Raw genomic sequence first — 15,795 nt, 5'->3', positions numbered from 1 at the left:
AGTTGTCCTAAATATTTTTAAAAAATTCAGTCATTTGAAAAGAGTGACCGTTTTCCGCGTTAAATATTATCAGAATATTTAATTTTCAGGTTGAATTTTCACCCCTTTGCCCATATACTAAGAAAAAGAATTCAGGGGTGATCGTATATGGAAAACAAAAAATCCTATACTGATATGATGAAGGCTTCCGCGATGACCAGGAAAAAGCATGCTGAAAAGAGCGTCTTAGACATCTATATTGATATGGTCATACACGAAAGCATCCTTACGACAAGAAAAGCCGACTTACTGGAAGCCATCGATGCCGCCCTGGATTGCAAAGATGAAACCCTCTTTATGAAATTGACGGATGAATTGACTTCACTATCCTGCCATTATGGATGAATGGCTTGGCCGCTTCCCCATCGGGTGGCGGCCATTTTCATGTCCGTTCCGCATGTTCCTTCCATCCAATGGTCATCCTAAGGAAAAAGAGCCCCGGGGTGATACCATGACCATCCTTTTCAAGACGCTTATTCTTTATCTCATCACCATCGCCGCCATGCGGCTCATGGGCAAGTCCACCATTGTCCAAATGACCCCCTATGACCTGGTGGCCATCATCATCGTCGGTACCATTGCTTCAGAGCCGTTGATTTCAACAGCGTTCTTCCCTACGCTTTGGGCCCTGATCATCCTCGTCTCCTTACATATCCTTTTCTCGTTCCTAACATTGAGTCAGTTCGGGAACCGCTTCTTCCTCGGGGAACCCACCCTGCTGATCAAAGAAGGCACGATCCTCGAAGATAATCTGGAGAAGTCGAAAATCTCGATCATCCAGCTTACGTCCATCCTGAGGGCTAAAGGATACCCGAAGATTTCCGACGTCGATTACGCCATACTTGAGCCGATTGGCGAAGTGAGCATCATACCAAAGGTGGAAAATACGCCTGTCACGATTGAACATCTGGACCTCCGCATCGATGACGAAGGCCTCCCCATCTCCGTCATCGTCGATGGAAGGCTGCAACACCATAACCTCCGCCTCCTCGGGTTGGATTCAGAATGGATCAATGCTCGCCTTCGGAGGGAACAGCTCCATCACAAAGATGTATTATTTGCCTATGTGACGGAAAAGACAAAAAACCTGGTGATCAATAAACGCAAATAGGACCCGCACCGGGTCCTATTTGTACGACTCATGGAGAAGATTCCGCAGGATCTTCTTTTTCTTTTGTATCCGTTTTGTACTGCTCGAGCATGTTCAGCCGCTCCAGCATGGTAGGATGGCCATATCGGAAGATCTTGACCAGAAGGGGTGGATTCACTTGAGATAAACCGACCTTGGAAAGCTTCTGGAACGATGTGATGGCCGCTTCTTTATCCTGTGTCAGTTCAATGGCATATCGATCCGCTCTCGTCTCCTGATAACGGGATATCCAGTTGCTGAACGGGCTTACGGCGAACAGCAGCACCGATGTGATCAATAAGAAGAGAGGCAGGGAACGCAGGCTTGCCACACGGTCCACCTTGATTTCCTCCCCGTAGTTGGCGACGATCCCCCTCATGAGCTTCGATGCAAGGAAGAGACCGAAGAACGACAAGAGCAGGTAGATCCCGATCCCGATATAAATATGCTTCTCCACATAGTGGGCCATTTCATGGGCCATGACGAATAGGATTTCGTCATCGGTCAGCTGCTCCAGCGTCGTATCCCACAGCACGATGCGGGAATTGGATCCCACACCGGTCACGTAAGCATTGAGGGAATTCGTCTTTTCTGACATATCGACCTCGAATACGTGATTGGCCGGAATCCCCGCCTGATCAGCCAGGGAAAGGATTTTCGCTTCAAGCTCCTTATTCTTTAACGGGTAAAACTCGTTATAAAGCGGATCGATGAGAACCGGCTGGATGAACATCATGAATATCGTAAATGGAACCGATAGCGCCCATGCAGCTAGCCACCACCGCTGTTTGAACCTTTTCATCAGTCCATAAAGAACCGAAACGATGATGAGCATCAACAGGTAATTCACCCAAAAGTCGATGGTCTCGTCCTTCATCCACATCGAAAACGTCTGAGTGGAAATATTGTATGCCTTGGATACTTGATAGGAGATGTACTGGAACGGAAAGATTGCGATGAACGTCGTGATCGACAACCAAAACAGATAAATGGCCGTCTGCAGGAATCCATTCTTCACCGTTCCTTTTGCCCACTTCTCAAACGTACGGGAAACGCCCAGTATCATGATCAAAAAATACAGGAGCCATTCATACGGAGTGGATAAAAAGAAAAGCAAATTCTTGATCTTGGAAAAATCCTCACTGAGGAGAATCTCCTTGGCATTCATAAACGTTGAAGGATCGGCGCTGCTCCCCTTGAAGCTCTCAGGTACACCAGAACCGGCAATATAGAATAGATAAGCATATAAAATCAAGCCCAATAGCGCATAAGCAAGTATCGCACGAAACGCCCACTTCTTCGCCAAACAACTTCCTCCCTTCTCAACCCTCACTACTATATGTAATATCCTGTCCACTCATTTAGAACCCGGAAGTACAGAGCAATGAGCAGCGCAAACCAGTAAAAGCTGCCGGATCTGCCTCCTGTCCATGCAGCATCTATCACTCATTATGAACCACTCCTTTCATTTTATCCATTCCATGATCAAACCAAGAAGGTATAGGCTGATAAAATCGCGATGGCACCAAGTACGACCATGATGACATTGGCTCCGCAAAACGCGAGGGCAAAGGCGGCTACGGCTCCGACGACGCCGAACAGCACGTCTCCTTCTTTGATCAGGAAGATACTCGGGAAAATGAGGGCCCCTAAGACGGCATAAGGAACATTATTGAGTACCCCCTTCACAAATGGGTGCAGCTCCTTCCCGGAAAACATCACAAATGGAAGCATTCTCGGAACGTAGGTAACAAAGGCCATACCTGCAATCATCAAGAGCATCATTTTATCCACGTGGATTCCTCCTCTTCATATGCCAAACCCATTCAACCATTAGGGATGAGACCAGGGTCGAAGCAACGATGGACCAGCCTCCAGACAGATCGGTGTAAAAGATGAGCAGACTGTTCACGGCTGCCGCAACCGCTGCAAGATACGTGACCTTCACACTCTTTTTCATGGATGGAACGAGAAGTCCAACAAACATGGCATAAAGGGCAATGGACATGCTTACTTGGAGGAAGCCGGGCATGATATCACCCATGAGATGGCCGACTCCGGAAAATACCACCCAGCTTCCATACGAGATGACCATCACGCCGGCTGCAAAAGCGGTCCGGACCTTCCCTGTCTGAGTCGAGATGACAGAAAACGTTTCATCTGTCACACCGAAGGCCGTCATCAGCTTTTTATAAAGTTGATGTTCTTCCAATCTCTCAGTCAGTGAAGCGGACATGAGGAAATGGCGGATATTCACGATCAGCGTGGTGAGGACGATTTCCATGACGCCGGTCCCCACAGCAATGAGACTCAGTGAAATATACTGCGCAGCACCCGCGTAGACAAAGAGGCTCATGAGTACCGTCTCTGCAAACGTCAAGCCCGTTGTCCTTGCCAGGAGCCCGAACGTGAGGGCGACGGGCATATAACCGATTGCTATGCTTAAGCCCGCCTGCAGTCCCAAACGAAAATCAGAGGTTTTTTTTACAGAGTAGGTAGCTTCCACACATACACTTCCTTTATCATATAAACTATCGTACAATGAAAATATTCTAATAATTCATTATAGTATACATATAGACGTTATATTGCACAAGGGGTGTAGTGGATGAATGAGATGCCGATGAAGATCGGAGACAATATCAGGAAAATCAGAAAAGAAAGAGGACTCAGTCTTGACCAGGTTGCAGAAAGGACAGGGGTGAGCAAAGCCATGATCGGTCAGATCGAGAGGGATGATTCCAATCCGACAGTTGCGACCCTTTGGAAAATCGCGAACGGTCTGAAAGTATCATTCTCTTCCCTCCTTGAAGCACCTGCTACCGATGTTGCCATCATCGATTACAAAGATGTAGAGCCTGTTCTCGAAGATGAGGGAAAGTATGTGGTCATACCGATCTTCCCATTCGATCCAACTAAAAAATGGGAAAGCTACCGCATTGTGATGAAACCCGGCTGTGATTACCGTAACGACGGGCACCCACGGGGAGTCGAAGAATATTTAACCGTACTGAAAGGTACATTCTTCTTAAAGATCGGGGATGCCTCCTACTCCCTCTCTGAAGGAGAATCGATCCGGTTTGAAGCTGATGTTGCACATGAATACCTCAACCCCTCTTCAGACGATGCCGAGTGTCATATGGTCATCTACTATGGTGAACTCTCATGAAAAAGAGACTGGGACAAAACAAATAGGTACCACTTCATGACGAACACGATCAGTGTAGGCTCATTATACCGCTCATGATTTCCGTGCAAGACTTCGCTTTCCGCGGGTAGCCCGTGTGCCTCATCGGCAAGCCGTCTCACATCAGCTACTCTTCCCCCAGGAGTCTTCGTCTTGCACTCCAATCAACCGCTGGGCAACAATGAAATCGTAATGGTCACGAATCAAATGAAAAACCCGAATTCATCTTAAGAAGATGAATTCGGGTTTTACTATGACTAAGACACTTTTGTCACAATCTCTTTTTAGCATGTTTAGCAGAAGGTATCTTTAGGCTTCGGTACGGACAATCCGAATATCGGCCTCAGATAGAGGGCAAGGAATGTTCCGGAAAGGGCTACAATCCCCCATACATACCCGTGAAGGCTGAATGAAGCGATCCCGCCGAAATACGCACCGATATTGCATCCAAAGGCAAGACGGGCACCATAGCCCATCATCAGCCCGCCGATGACGGAGGCCATGGCGTTCCCGCCCGTAATCTTATTGAAACGGAAAAGACCACCTGCAGCCGAGGCGAGGAATGCCCCAAGGATCACACCGAAGTTCAACACGGTGGTGGAATCACTGAAGATGGAAGCCTGAAGGGCGCTTGCATTCTCACCCGTCCAGTAGCCCCAGCTTGCCACATCGATCCCAATGGATGATGCCGCTTTTGAACCCCACAGGGCAAATGCAGAAGTAATTCCCCAAGGGGTTCCGCGCGTCATGAGCGTCAGCGCATTGAGTACAGCGAGGACGACAGCCGCAGCCATAAGCGGCCAAGAACCGCGCACAACCCGTTTCCATCCTTTTGCAGTAGGCAAGGCTGCCATGCGGGGAGGATTCTTCACCTTCTCGACCCTCAGCGTCACCCATGCCACCAGGGCAAAGAAGATGAGGGATACAATCCAGGCACCTGTGTAACCAAGACCCGTAGAGGTGGCCAAGGAGAACGGCTTGAATGAAGGCATCTCTTCTGTCCAGAAAGGAAGATGATAAGCCCCCACGGTCGAACCGACAATAAAGAATAGAAGCGTGATGAACATAACGGAACGGCCTCCCCCTACGGCATATAGGGTTCCGGAAGCACATCCGCCCCCCAGTTGCATCCCGATTCCGAACACGAAGGCACCGACGAGGAGACTCACTCCTACAGGAGAGACATACCCGGTCGCCTGTCCGCCGAAAAATGTGAACCCGGTAGCAAGGATCGGGGCGAAGAGTGTGACCGCGATGGCAAGCATGAGCATGTGGGCCCTGAGTGCCTGACCGTTCCCCACCGACATCACCCGACGGAACGCAGATGTGAAGCCAAAGCGTGCATGAAATAGGGTGAATCCTAATAAGAGACCGAGAATCAGAAGCACGACCTGGCTGACATCTTGGGTGAAAGCGAGATAGATGACCAGTATGGCAGATACGATGCTGCCTGCGACCACCAATGGAATTTGAGGCGGATTCAACTCTTTCCCTTCTTGGACCGGACCTTTCTGCTCTGATACTGGTTGAACAACTTTCGTCATTTTAATCCTCCTTTTCTTATTGTAATAGTTGGATTTTAATCGATTCTGGGCGACTTGTCAAAAATCCGCCCTTCTCCTTTTACCCATTTCCAGACGAACTATTCCCCCTGCAGCAGGTCGGAGTCCCAAGGAAGCGATAGAAACAATAAAAAAAGACCTTCCCAGAAGGAAAGATCCGACTATTGCTTATTAAAGGGAATGAACTTGGACAGCATGGCCATGAAGTCTTCTATGGTAGATGGCCTGTTCACCCATTGATGGTACCACTTGCGGACCGTTTCAACGACCCAGAAGGGGATTGCTCTCCCGTCGATCAGCGAATAAAATTCGTCGTATCCCTTCTTAAGATGCTCCCATCGATAATCATTGCCCTCCAGGATGTACTCTGAAACATCGACGATCTTTGCCCTGCCGTCTTGCAACAGGATATTCTTCAAGTGGATGTCCCTCGGGTTCAGACCGACGCTCCTTACATACTCCCTCGCCTCCTCTACTTCGTCGACTACATGTTTCGGGATATGAATCCCCTGCAGGACGCAATCGAATAGCGTAATGCCCGATTCAAAACTCAGTACGAGAATATTCCCATAGGTCCCATAACAGCGGGGAAAATAAGATGACTCTCCAAGCGCTTCATAGACCCGGGCTTCCGCCTCGGCTTTATCTGCTTTGGTGGATGCATACACTTTGAAGGCAACCTCCGGATCATCAGGGGAGCGGAATACGGCAGCGTCCGTCCCGATTCCCACGCAGGTGAACCCTTCATAGTTACCACGGATGGTCACCGGTTCATTGTCATCCGTCGAGGTGACGGTAATCTGTTCTAATGAAGCGATGAGCGTTTTCCATTCATGAGACATACTGATTCCCCTTTCAGGATATGTTCCAAACACTATAGCACGACTGTCAGAAAACTGATATAAATCTGCATCTGGTACTATCACCCAGCCAAAAATAATAACGCTTACATATAGTGTTATCATCGAAAGGAGGTACTATTATGGATCGATTCATCCCACTGATGCTCGCCAGCATCCTCGCCGGTTTTGCGCTATTGAAGCTCCCGCTTAGCGGAACGTTCCTTGAAGGGATTTCACCAGTGACAGACATCATCGGTATCATCACCATCTTGTTGTCCTCTTTATTCCTTATTTATAAGGGGCTGCGCGCTCTCTTTACCACCTCATGAAAAAAGGACTCGTCCCCTCGAGTCCTTTTCCATGTGCAACGTCATTATTTCCCTTTGAACTCCGCCTTGCGTTTTTGGCTGAAGGCCAACAGTGCTTCCACACGATCTTCTGTTGGGATCAGTCGTTCATAAGCCTTTCGTTCAATCTGGAGCCCTGTCTGAAGGTCGACGTTCATACCGGATTTCACAGCATATTTTGCCTGTTGCACAGCGATAGGGCCATTATTCAGCATAGGGTCAATAAAGTCATATACCTCTTCCATGAAGAGGTCTTTAGCGATAACACGGTTCACCAACCCCACATCAAGCGCTTCCTCGGAAGTCAGCCGCTTCGCAGTAAGGATCAGTTCCAGCGCTTTCGATTCCCCGATCAATCTTGGAAGACGCTGGGTGCCACCCGCTCCCGGTATGATGGCAAGACTCGTTTCGGTCAGCCCCATGGACGTGCCCTCCACCGCAAGGCGGAAATCACATGCCAGTGCAAGTTCCATCCCCCCGCCGAATGCATATCCATTCATGGCTGCAATGGTCGGCTGCGGCAGCATGGCCACTTCATTGAATACTTCTCCGATCTTGTATACGTTCCGGACGACCTGCTGATCCGTAAGGGTCTTGCGTTCTTTCAGGTCGGCCCCTACACTGAATGCTTTCTCCCCGCTACCAGTGAAGATCACCGCTCGTACATCAGGGTTCAGCCTGAGAGATTCCACGATTTGCTGCAATTCATGCAGGGAATCATAATGAAAGGCGTTCATGGCATCCGGACGGTTGATCGTCACCACCGCCACGTGATCCCTTTGTTCCAACAGAATGTATTCCATCCTTCACTCCCCCTTTCCACATGTCTCTACGTATATTCGACATGTTTCAAAAAAAACCTCTAAATCAGGAATTCAGCACCTGTGCTTTCAACGCCCTCCTCAGAATTTTGCCGGTCGTATTCTTTGGCAGTTCCTCGAGGAATTCAATGGAGGAAGGCAGTTTGTATTTTGCCAATCGCTCACGACAATACGCCATCACCTCTTCTTCCGACAGAGACGCATTTTTCCTCACGACGTAACAGCTCACGGCTTCCCCTTTCTCGGGATGCGGGACCCCGATGACGGCCGCTTCCACGATTTCCGGGTGATCATACAGCACTTCTTCTATTTCCCTTGGATACACATTGAATCCACCGACGATGATCAGCTCTTTTTTCCGATCCACGATATAGAAATACCCCTCTTCATCCATGCGGGCCAGGTCACCGGTGTAAAGCCAACCGTCCCTGATGGCTGCTTGGGTTTCTTCCTCCATGTTATAATAACCCTTCATCACGTTCGGCCCGTTTACAATCAATTCCCCCACTTGCCCCGGAGAGACCTCTTCTCCGAGTTCATTGACGACTTTATTCTTGATGCTCATGATTGATGTTCCGATCGAACCGGGCTTTCTTGGACGATCAAGTGGATTGAAACAGGTCACCGGTGAGGCCTCGGATAAACCGTATCCTTCTGAAATCATGACGTTGAACTTCTGCTCGAAGTTTTTCAAGAGGGCCACAGGCATGGAAGCTCCCCCGGATATACAGAGCCTGAGAGAACTGAGATCATCGGGATCTCCATCAGGGTACTGGTAGAGGAAATTATACATGGTCGGTACACCGGCAAAAACAGTCGGTTTATGTAGCCTGGATAATCCGAAGATCCCCTTTGGGCTGAACTTCGGGGCGATGAGGATGGTCGCACCCATCATAAGCGGGGCATTGAGTGCCACTGTAAGACAGAACACATGGAACATGGGAAGGGCCGTGATGACACGATCTTCTTCACTCATCTGCAGGTACGTTCCGACATCCCATGCATTTGAATACACATTCTTATGTGTAAGCATGGCTCCTTTCGGCCTTCCCGTTGTTCCGGATGTATAAAGAATGATGGCTGTATCATCTTCTTCAGCCTCTACCCCTTCAAAGTTCGTTCCTCCCAAGGAGATCACACTTGTAAACGATTTCATTTTTGGATTCAACAAACCGATCCGTTCGAGGTCCACCCCTTTTGCCCTCTCGTCCCCTGATTCACAGAGGATGACGTGATCAACAGTCTGAAGGAGTGACTCGAGTTTCCCCATAAGAGGGACCATGAGATCCAATGTGATGACTGCCTTCACATCCCCGTTACGCAATATGTACCCGATTTCATCAGGCGTATAAATCGGATTGATCGGAATGACCCTTAATCCTAAGCGAAGAGCGCCGTATAGACCAATGACGAAATGTGGCGAGTTTCCCAGTATAAGAGCAATGTGATCCCCCTTCTCCAAACCGAGACTCTCTAGACCCCCGGCAAAGCGGGAAACCGAATCATCAAGCTCCCTATATGAGACCGATGCATCCAGGAAATGATACGCGATCTTCTCCCCTTTGTCCTGTGAAACCTCCTTTAATCGTGAAGCAATATTCATTCCTATCCCTCCCCTTTTCTCGAAATGAATGAATGGTCATTCATAAAACTAGTTGAAGTATTCAAAATATATTCTATTAAAAGAAAAGTCAGATTGCAAGATTTAAACGATCCATCCCCCGCTACCTTTGTCATTGCGCATCACGTATGTACATTGAAAAAGGCAGACCATAATGGCCTGCCTCGCGACACTCAGTACACTAAATCGATAAATTCCTCTTTCGTCACTTTTCCGAAGTAATGCTGGATATCCACAGCTTCTAGAACCCGTTCAATTTCGTTGCGCTCATAGCGGATACCGGTGAGCTTTTCTTCAATTTCATCCACATTGCCGACTCCGAAGAAATCCCCGTATATCTTGCAGTTTTCAATGGTGCCCTTCTTCACTTCCAATCTCACATCGATCTGACCGACAGGGAAGCGATGGGAGTGCTGCAGATTGAACGAAGGAGATTTCCCATAATTCCAATCCCAGTTCTGATAGCGTTCCTTGGACAAGGCGTGAATGCGATCCCAGTCCTCATCGGTCAAGACATACTCCTCTACATCGCTGTCATTGAAAATGTACTTGAGAAGGGTGGACCTGAATTCTTCGATCGTCATTTTTTCTTCCAGGAACTCGGAAATGTTTGCTACCCGGCTCCGGATTGATTTGATGCCTTTCGATTCTATCTTGTCCTTTTTCACCCGGAGGGCAGATACAACGTTTTCCATTTCCGAATCGAACAGCAGTGTACCGTGGCTGAACATGCGGCCCCTCGTAGAGAACTGGGCATTTCCGGAAATCTTCCTTCCTTCTGCAAGGATATCATTCCTTCCACTCAGCTCCGCTTTGACGCCCAGTTTATTCAATGCTTCGATCACCGGTTCGGTGAACTTCTTGAAGTTGTGGAAGCTGTCACCATCGTCCTTTGTGATGAAGCTGAAGTTCAGATTGCCGAGATCATGATAGACGGCCCCTCCGCCCGAGAGGCGACGGACAACATGCAGACCTTGCTTTTCCACATAGTCTGTGTTGATTTCTTCAATGGTATTCTGGTTTTTCCCGATGATGATGGAAGGCTCATTGATATAGAACAACAGATAGCTCTCATTGATATCAAGATTCTTAAGGGCGTATTCCTCTATGGCCAGATTGATCCGCGGATCGGTGATGCCTTTATTGTCGATGAATTGCATGTTGATGATTCCTCCTCTATATGATCCATTCTTTATTCATGGCGGCAAGTTCGATGGTCCCGTTGAAGACTGTTCCTGCTTCATCCACCAGTTGCTGAAGATTTCCGAAATGCGGGAGGTGAGTCAGGACAAGTCGTGTAGCACCGGCATGATGGGCGAGTCGTCCTGCATCGATGCTCGTCATGTGACCGGCTCCCGAACCATCCATCCCACCATAGAAATTACATTCACACAGCAGTAGATCAGCCTGATGGGCAAGAGGGATAAGGGATTCAGTAAAAGATGTGTCTCCCGTATAATACAGGACCTTCCCTCCAGCCTCGATCCTCATGGCATAGCACGGGGCAGGATGACGCGTCTTCACGAAGGTGATGGTAAAGGGGCCGACTGAAACGCTTGAGTCCCCTTTATATTCGATCCCCTCCATCACATCCCGATATGCAAGCGAGCGGAATCCCTGCTCGTCTTCGCGATGTCCATAGACCGGCAGTTTTTTCTTCGTTCCAAGAAAAGACTGGATCAGGAGAGCATGCTGAAGAACACCGATATCCGCCACATGATCGGGGTGATAGTGTGAAAGGATGGCGGCATCAAGCTGACTGACAGGGAAATGGGTCTGAAGCCTTGAGAGCACCCCACTGCCACAGTCGATCAGTAATCGGAATCCGTCATGTTCCACTATGTATCCGGAGCTTGCCTCCCCGGCTTTCGGGTAACCTCCCCAATGCCCGATAACAGTAAGTTTCATCGTGTACCTCCATTCTGTTGTGCGCTACTCATACTATACTTCATTGTGCCTAGTTTTTCATTTTTTCAGCCTATTTTTGAATAAATGGTTGACGCTTTTCATACTGTTATAATACAATAAAACAAATCGATCCGTCAGTTATATAACAATAAGGATGGATACTAACCTGGAAGGTGATGATGAACATGGTAAAAAACATTATGGAGTTTTTCAGGAACCTGCCGCCAAAGTCTTGTGCCCAATGCGGGGATGAAATCGAAGAACAGCACGAATGCTACGGCATATACTGCGAGAAGTGCACGACAGACTACGAGTATTGATATAGAGAAAAAAGTGGCGTCCCTGTATGGGCGCCACTTTCAATGTTTTCTGTTCTATTCGATAGCTTAATCGACTTTTACGGTTTCCATGATGTGGTCGTGGACCTCGTCCCCTTTGGTCACATGGACCTTCACCATATATTCCCCCGCTTCAGGGAATGTGTGTTTCACTTCGTATTCTCCATTCCCTTTTTCTGTTCCGTCGATCCATTCATGTTTTTCGACGCCTTCCTGGGAAATTTCAAGCCTTACCTCCGCCCCGGTCAATGGTTTTTTGTCATTTTCCACATGAACGGTAAAGACTTCATCTTGAGAGGCTTTCAGTTCGTCCGGTGCCATGAAGTGGATGGAGGTGTCGCTTCCTTCATGGTGATGCTCATGATCTCCCCCATTGCCGATCGTAATTTCTTCCTTTGGCATCGTATGCATATCCCGGGCGGTCACATGAGCCTGCACAACATATGTACCATCCTGATCGAATGTCGTTTCCCCTTTATAGAGTCCTTCTTTATCATGTTTTGCTTCTACCATTTCACTATCTTCTTTTTTATCTTTCGGCCATACTTCAAATTCAAGTTCCCCTGCATCATCCACCGCTTTATCATCTTGGGTCACCGTAACGGCTAGGGTCACCTTCTCCCCTTTATCTGCTTCTTTAGGAATATCGATTTGGGCATCGATCGGCTTTTGCATTTCTCCGCCGTCCGACGACGTGTCATTTCCTTGACCGCATGCGGCCAACATAATGGCAGCACCAATCAGAATCATCCATGCTTTTTTCATGGTCGATCCGCTCCTTTACTTCATAGTTTCCATTCTAGTATTAATCGATCCTTCCATTAGTATACACCCGAGTGGGAGGACTGTATTTGTCCATTTTATGAAGGTCAGAAAGTGAGGCTTTCACATACCTGCACCCTGTTGCTTCAATCAAGGAAAATCTGAGATTTTTCATACTCCCCTATAGGTTTGACAAAGTCGTTCTGTTCGCCTTGGGCATTCAACAGTCTGAATCGGATACATATACATATTGACAAAAAAATCCGAACTCATTCGATTTCAATAGAAAGGCGAATGATTGTCCGGATATTTTTTGTCAGGAACACATGTGTCCTACTCTTTATCTATTATGCTTCTGCGGGTTGATCTGCCTGTTTCTTGAACTTCACAATGAAGAATGTCAACGTAATCACCGCAAATACTGCTGCATATCCAAAGAGGATGCCGAGATTATTCCACATGACCGTCATATCCCCGCTTGAGATGACCGCCTTGAACCCTGCCACCGAATAGGTCATCGGCAATAGTGCACTGATCGGCTGAAGAGCGGTAGGAATCAGTTCCAGCGGGAATGTTCCTGCACTCGTAGTCAATTGAAGAATCAGGATCACGATGGCAACGAAGCGTCCCGGGTCTCCAAGGATCGTCACAAGCATCTGGATAAGAGCAAGGAATGTGAAACTTGTCACCACTGAGAATAGAAGGAACAGCGGTACACTTTCCACTTCAAGCCCGAGTCCCCAAAGGAGAATGGCGACTGCTACAATCGATTGGATGATCCCTACGGTTGCAAGGACCATGAGTTTACCGAAGAACCAGCTTCCTCCATTGGAAGGAATGCCTGCAGGTTCCCTTAACGGGTAGACGATTGAGATCAGCAATGCACCGACGAATAGTCCAAGTGAAAGGAAATAAGGTGTAAACCCTGTACCATAGTTCGGTACATGATTGATCTTTTCATTTTTCACATCGACTGGAGCCGCCATCATGTCGGCGGTTTCTTCATTCGGTTTGACGCTGTTGGCTTTTTCCGATGCTTCCTTCAGTTTTTCATCGTACTCACCGGTTCCTTCAGAAAGTTTAGTCGATCCATCCGCCAGCTTAGCTGATCCATCTGCGAGCTGTCTGGATCCTTCCGTCAGTTGGCTTGATCCATCATACAGCTGATCCATACCGGCACTTAACTCTCCGGCACCTGCAGCAAGACGCTGAGTCCCGTCTCTGGCTTCATTCAGCTTTCCGTTGAGGAGCGCGAAATTGCTCATGATCTCGCCTTGGCCGGCCTGAAGTTTGCCCGCTCCCTCTTGGAGGGCTGCCGATCCACTTTCAAGCTGATTCACCCCAGAAAGCAATGAATTTTGTCCTTCATTCAAGGCACCGAGTCCTGAAGCAAGCGTACCCGCTCCCGTCTTAAGGGCACCTGCTCCTTCTTGGAGGGCACCTGTTCCTTGTTGAAGGGATGCTGTACCCTCGGTCAGTTGGTTCAATGCCCCTTCCAAAGCGGCTCTCTGTTCAGCAGGGAGAGTGGCAAGGAGTGGTGTCAACTGTTCCTTCAGCTGCTTCGAACCGGCGTTAACCTGCTCAGCACCTGTATTCACCTTGCCCGCCCCTTCCTGCAGTTCACCGATTTTACCTGTTAGTTCCTGGGCACCCGTTTGGAGTTTTCCCGTATTGTCGATAGCGGATTGAAGGCCTTGGTCCACCTGGGTCAATCCCTCACTGCTCTGGACCAAACCGGAGGACAGGCTGTTGATTCCGGCCTGAATATCCTCGGATCCGTTATATAGTTTTCCGTAGTTTTCAGAAAGCTGCCCCATGCCTCCCAACAGCTCGCTTGAACCGTCAGCCAGAGACTTGGCACCTGAGCGGGTCTTCTCGACACCATTATTCATTTCCACATTTTTTTCAGCAAGGGTTGTCAGGTTTTCCTTGAGGCTTCCTGCCCCTTTTGCCAGATCTCCTGCCCCCTTATTAATGTCAGAGGCGGAATCACTCGCCGTTTTGAACCCGTCTCCAAGCTCTCCGATTTTATCGAACATCGTTTCTGCATATGTTTCAGAAACAGACTTGGACAGACTCGCTTTGATTTCTTTCATTGCAGTCTCGCCGATCTGGGCGGACAAAAAGTTGAAGCTTTCATTCGGTACATACTTCAACGCAAGCTTTGTGGGATGCTCCTCAAGCAATGTCGTCCCGTTCTTTGAGAAGTCCTTCGGAATCTCCACCAGCATATAGTATTTCTGTTTCTCGAGATTTTTGTATCCATCCTTCTCATTTACAAAGTGAAAGTCGAACTGATCACTGTCTTTCAGCTTCTTGACCAGCTCAGAACCGATTTCAAGTGACTGCCCCTCGAAGTCGGCGCCTTCATCGTTATTCACGATGGCAACCGGCAGATCGCTCAGCTGTTCATATGGATCCCAGAAGGCCCATAGGAACATACCGCTGTACATGACCGGTATGAGGAGGACCGCGATGATCGGTATCAATAATTTTTTATTTTTGAAAATGGCTTTAAATTCTGAGCCCGCAGATTTAAACATGTAGCTTCCCTCTCATTCATATTGACTATTTTATTCATTTGGTCATATCGGCCGCAAAATAAATGACCATATTATTCATTTGGTCATTCCACTCCAAAAGAAAGGGACTATCAAATAGATAACCCTTCAATCAAATAAAGCTTAAAAAGATTGGCGATTTCATCTTTATCGAGTTCTCCCCGTTCGCGCTCCCAATCGAAGATAAGAGCCACATAAAGCTTCAGCATAACGAAAGCCGTCATCTCGGGGTTGCACGGTTTGATCGCTTTTGACTCGATGGCCCTTGATATCCGCTCACTCAGGAACTCCACCACCATCTGTTCCAACTTCTGCAGGGCATCGGAGACAGCAGGCGTGCCCATTTCCCTTGCTTCCTGATAAAGTTTGATGGTGAGCTTATGCTCTTTCCGATATTCCAGCATAGAGAACAGGGCATTATGAACATTCTCGGAAAAAGTGACGGTAGGAGAGATGGCTTTCTCAGCTCTGCCTTTCATTTCATCCATTAGGGAAAACGCTATTTCATCGAACAGCTCTTCTTTGTTGCTGAAAAACGTATAGATGGTCCCTTTCCCTACATTCGCAAGCTTTGCAACCTGGTCCATGGTCGTTGCCTTATACCCGAATAGCGAAAAAGATTTAGTAGCTGCATCCACGATCTGTTTTTTACGGTCGATGGTTTTCACCTCCATATGA

17 protein-coding genes are annotated in these 15,795 nt (G+C 48.1%); 5 read left to right on the top strand and 12 right to left on the bottom strand.

The features are described 5' to 3' along the window. Positions 1 to 147: 147 nt before the first annotated feature. Both D5E69_RS08325 and D5E69_RS08320 read left to right on the top strand, forming a co-directional pair. The gene (locus D5E69_RS08325) at positions 148 to 384 is read left to right on the top strand and encodes an IDEAL domain-containing protein (protein ID WP_048004379.1); all 237 of its coding nucleotides are present in this window, start codon (positions 148 to 150) and stop codon (positions 382 to 384) included. Further along, positions 377 to 1,150: a DUF421 domain-containing protein gene (locus D5E69_RS08320; RefSeq protein WP_249931582.1), complete on the top strand. Its 774-nt coding sequence runs from the start codon at positions 377 to 379 to the stop codon at positions 1,148 to 1,150. Before D5E69_RS08325 ends, D5E69_RS08320 begins: the two co-directional genes overlap by 8 nt. Positions 1,151 to 1,178: 28 nt before the next feature. Here the strand turns inward: D5E69_RS08320 and D5E69_RS08315 are convergent, their stop codons facing one another. The 3 genes from D5E69_RS08315 to D5E69_RS08305 form a co-directional block, all read right to left on the bottom strand. Continuing rightward, positions 1,179 to 2,474: a M48 family metallopeptidase gene (locus D5E69_RS08315; protein ID WP_048004380.1), complete on the bottom strand. Its 1,296-nt coding sequence runs from the start codon at positions 2,472 to 2,474 to the stop codon at positions 1,179 to 1,181. 179 nt (positions 2,475 to 2,653) lie between these two features. After that, positions 2,654 to 2,953: an AzlD domain-containing protein gene (locus tag D5E69_RS08310; protein WP_048004550.1), complete on the bottom strand. Its 300-nt coding sequence runs from the start codon at positions 2,951 to 2,953 to the stop codon at positions 2,654 to 2,656. Between the two features lies 1 nt (position 2,954). Continuing rightward, positions 2,955 to 3,674 carry an AzlC family ABC transporter permease gene (locus tag D5E69_RS08305; protein WP_159129544.1) on the bottom strand — a complete coding sequence of 240 codons (720 nt, stop codon included), beginning with the start codon at positions 3,672 to 3,674 and terminating at the stop codon, positions 2,955 to 2,957. A gap of 102 nt (positions 3,675 to 3,776) precedes the next feature. Here D5E69_RS08305 and D5E69_RS08300 point away from each other — a divergent pair, with 102 nt between their 5' ends. Continuing rightward, positions 3,777 to 4,337, top strand: a complete 561-nt coding sequence (locus D5E69_RS08300) for a helix-turn-helix domain-containing protein (RefSeq protein ID WP_159129543.1) — start codon at positions 3,777 to 3,779, stop codon at positions 4,335 to 4,337. A gap of 311 nt (positions 4,338 to 4,648) precedes the next feature. Here the strand turns inward: D5E69_RS08300 and D5E69_RS08295 are convergent, their stop codons facing one another. Both D5E69_RS08295 and D5E69_RS08290 read right to left on the bottom strand, forming a co-directional pair. After that, a complete protein-coding gene (locus tag D5E69_RS08295) occupies positions 4,649 to 5,899 on the bottom strand; it encodes a YeeE/YedE family protein (protein ID WP_159129542.1) in 1,251 nt (416 codons plus the stop codon). Between the two features lie 179 nt (positions 5,900 to 6,078). Beyond that, positions 6,079 to 6,759 carry a serine/threonine protein kinase gene (locus D5E69_RS08290; protein WP_159129541.1) on the bottom strand — a complete coding sequence of 227 codons (681 nt, stop codon included), beginning with the start codon at positions 6,757 to 6,759 and terminating at the stop codon, positions 6,079 to 6,081. A 140-nt stretch (positions 6,760 to 6,899) separates the two neighbouring features. On the opposite strand from D5E69_RS08290, the gene D5E69_RS08285 reads away from it, so the two are divergent. Then, entirely contained in the window at positions 6,900 to 7,088 is a 189-nt protein-coding gene (locus tag D5E69_RS08285; RefSeq protein WP_159129540.1) for a hypothetical protein, read from the top strand. A gap of 44 nt (positions 7,089 to 7,132) precedes the next feature. Here D5E69_RS08285 and D5E69_RS08280 read toward each other — a convergent pair whose 3' ends face one another. From D5E69_RS08280 to D5E69_RS08265, 4 genes are all read right to left on the bottom strand, one after another. Further along, entirely contained in the window at positions 7,133 to 7,909 is a 777-nt protein-coding gene (locus tag D5E69_RS08280; protein ID WP_159129539.1) for an enoyl-CoA hydratase-related protein, read from the bottom strand. A gap of 64 nt (positions 7,910 to 7,973) precedes the next feature. Beyond that, positions 7,974 to 9,530, bottom strand: a complete 1,557-nt coding sequence (locus tag D5E69_RS08275; RefSeq protein WP_148794801.1) for a fatty acid--CoA ligase family protein — start codon at positions 9,528 to 9,530, stop codon at positions 7,974 to 7,976. A 191-nt stretch (positions 9,531 to 9,721) separates the two neighbouring features. After that, the gene (gene lplA / locus D5E69_RS08270; protein ID WP_063191407.1) at positions 9,722 to 10,708 is read right to left on the bottom strand and encodes a lipoate--protein ligase; all 987 of its coding nucleotides are present in this window, start codon (positions 10,706 to 10,708) and stop codon (positions 9,722 to 9,724) included. A 16-nt stretch (positions 10,709 to 10,724) separates the two neighbouring features. Continuing rightward, the gene (locus tag D5E69_RS08265) at positions 10,725 to 11,456 is read right to left on the bottom strand and encodes an MBL fold metallo-hydrolase (protein WP_159129538.1); all 732 of its coding nucleotides are present in this window, start codon (positions 11,454 to 11,456) and stop codon (positions 10,725 to 10,727) included. A gap of 185 nt (positions 11,457 to 11,641) precedes the next feature. Here D5E69_RS08265 and yhfH point away from each other — a divergent pair, with 185 nt between their 5' ends. After that, the gene (gene yhfH, locus D5E69_RS08260; protein ID WP_079515781.1) at positions 11,642 to 11,776 is read left to right on the top strand and encodes a protein YhfH; all 135 of its coding nucleotides are present in this window, start codon (positions 11,642 to 11,644) and stop codon (positions 11,774 to 11,776) included. 66 nt (positions 11,777 to 11,842) lie between these two features. On the opposite strand, the gene D5E69_RS08255 is transcribed toward yhfH, so the two are convergent. The 3 genes from D5E69_RS08255 to D5E69_RS08245 form a co-directional block, all read right to left on the bottom strand. Next, positions 11,843 to 12,559, bottom strand: a complete 717-nt coding sequence (locus tag D5E69_RS08255) for a FixH family protein (RefSeq protein WP_159129537.1) — start codon at positions 12,557 to 12,559, stop codon at positions 11,843 to 11,845. Between the two features lie 344 nt (positions 12,560 to 12,903). Then, a complete protein-coding gene (locus D5E69_RS08250; protein WP_159129536.1) occupies positions 12,904 to 15,099 on the bottom strand; it encodes a YhgE/Pip domain-containing protein in 2,196 nt (731 codons plus the stop codon). A 110-nt stretch (positions 15,100 to 15,209) separates the two neighbouring features. Then, positions 15,210 to 15,791, bottom strand: a complete 582-nt coding sequence (locus D5E69_RS08245; RefSeq protein ID WP_048004392.1) for a TetR/AcrR family transcriptional regulator — start codon at positions 15,789 to 15,791, stop codon at positions 15,210 to 15,212. Between the last annotated feature and the right edge of the window lie 4 nt (positions 15,792 to 15,795).

The sequence above is a fragment of the Rossellomorea marisflavi genome (assembly GCF_009806575.1).
Lineage (GTDB): Bacteria > Bacillota > Bacilli > Bacillales > Bacillaceae_B > Rossellomorea > Rossellomorea marisflavi_A.
Note: the sequence above shows the minus strand (reverse complement) of the source record. Positions and strands in the feature narration are given on the sequence as shown.

What these genes read in the sequence shown, in the direction of transcription:
- D5E69_RS08325 (WP_048004379.1), top strand. Translation starts at nt 148, where the DNA reads ATGGAAAACAAAAAATCCTATACTGATATGATGAAGGCTTCCGCGATG.
- D5E69_RS08290 (WP_159129541.1), bottom strand. Translation starts at nt 6,759, where the DNA reads ATGTCTCATGAATGGAAAACGCTCATCGCTTCATTAGAACAGATTACC.
- D5E69_RS08295 (WP_159129542.1), bottom strand. Translation starts at nt 5,899, where the DNA reads ATGACGAAAGTTGTTCAACCAGTATCAGAGCAGAAAGGTCCGGTCCAA.
- D5E69_RS08320 (WP_249931582.1), top strand. Translation starts at nt 377, where the DNA reads ATGGATGAATGGCTTGGCCGCTTCCCCATCGGGTGGCGGCCATTTTCA.
- lplA (WP_063191407.1), bottom strand. Translation starts at nt 10,708, where the DNA reads ATGCAATTCATCGACAATAAAGGCATCACCGATCCGCGGATCAATCTG.
- D5E69_RS08250 (WP_159129536.1), bottom strand. Translation starts at nt 15,099, where the DNA reads ATGTTTAAATCTGCGGGCTCAGAATTTAAAGCCATTTTCAAAAATAAA.
- D5E69_RS08245 (WP_048004392.1), bottom strand. Translation starts at nt 15,791, where the DNA reads ATGGAGGTGAAAACCATCGACCGTAAAAAACAGATCGTGGATGCAGCT.
- D5E69_RS08285 (WP_159129540.1), top strand. Translation starts at nt 6,900, where the DNA reads ATGGATCGATTCATCCCACTGATGCTCGCCAGCATCCTCGCCGGTTTT.
- D5E69_RS08280 (WP_159129539.1), bottom strand. Translation starts at nt 7,909, where the DNA reads ATGGAATACATTCTGTTGGAACAAAGGGATCACGTGGCGGTGGTGACG.
- D5E69_RS08255 (WP_159129537.1), bottom strand. Translation starts at nt 12,559, where the DNA reads ATGAAAAAAGCATGGATGATTCTGATTGGTGCTGCCATTATGTTGGCC.
- yhfH (WP_079515781.1), top strand. Translation starts at nt 11,642, where the DNA reads ATGGTAAAAAACATTATGGAGTTTTTCAGGAACCTGCCGCCAAAGTCT.
- D5E69_RS08310 (WP_048004550.1), bottom strand. Translation starts at nt 2,953, where the DNA reads ATGATGCTCTTGATGATTGCAGGTATGGCCTTTGTTACCTACGTTCCG.
- D5E69_RS08275 (WP_148794801.1), bottom strand. Translation starts at nt 9,530, where the DNA reads ATGAATATTGCTTCACGATTAAAGGAGGTTTCACAGGACAAAGGGGAG.
- D5E69_RS08265 (WP_159129538.1), bottom strand. Translation starts at nt 11,456, where the DNA reads ATGAAACTTACTGTTATCGGGCATTGGGGAGGTTACCCGAAAGCCGGG.
- D5E69_RS08300 (WP_159129543.1), top strand. Translation starts at nt 3,777, where the DNA reads ATGAATGAGATGCCGATGAAGATCGGAGACAATATCAGGAAAATCAGA.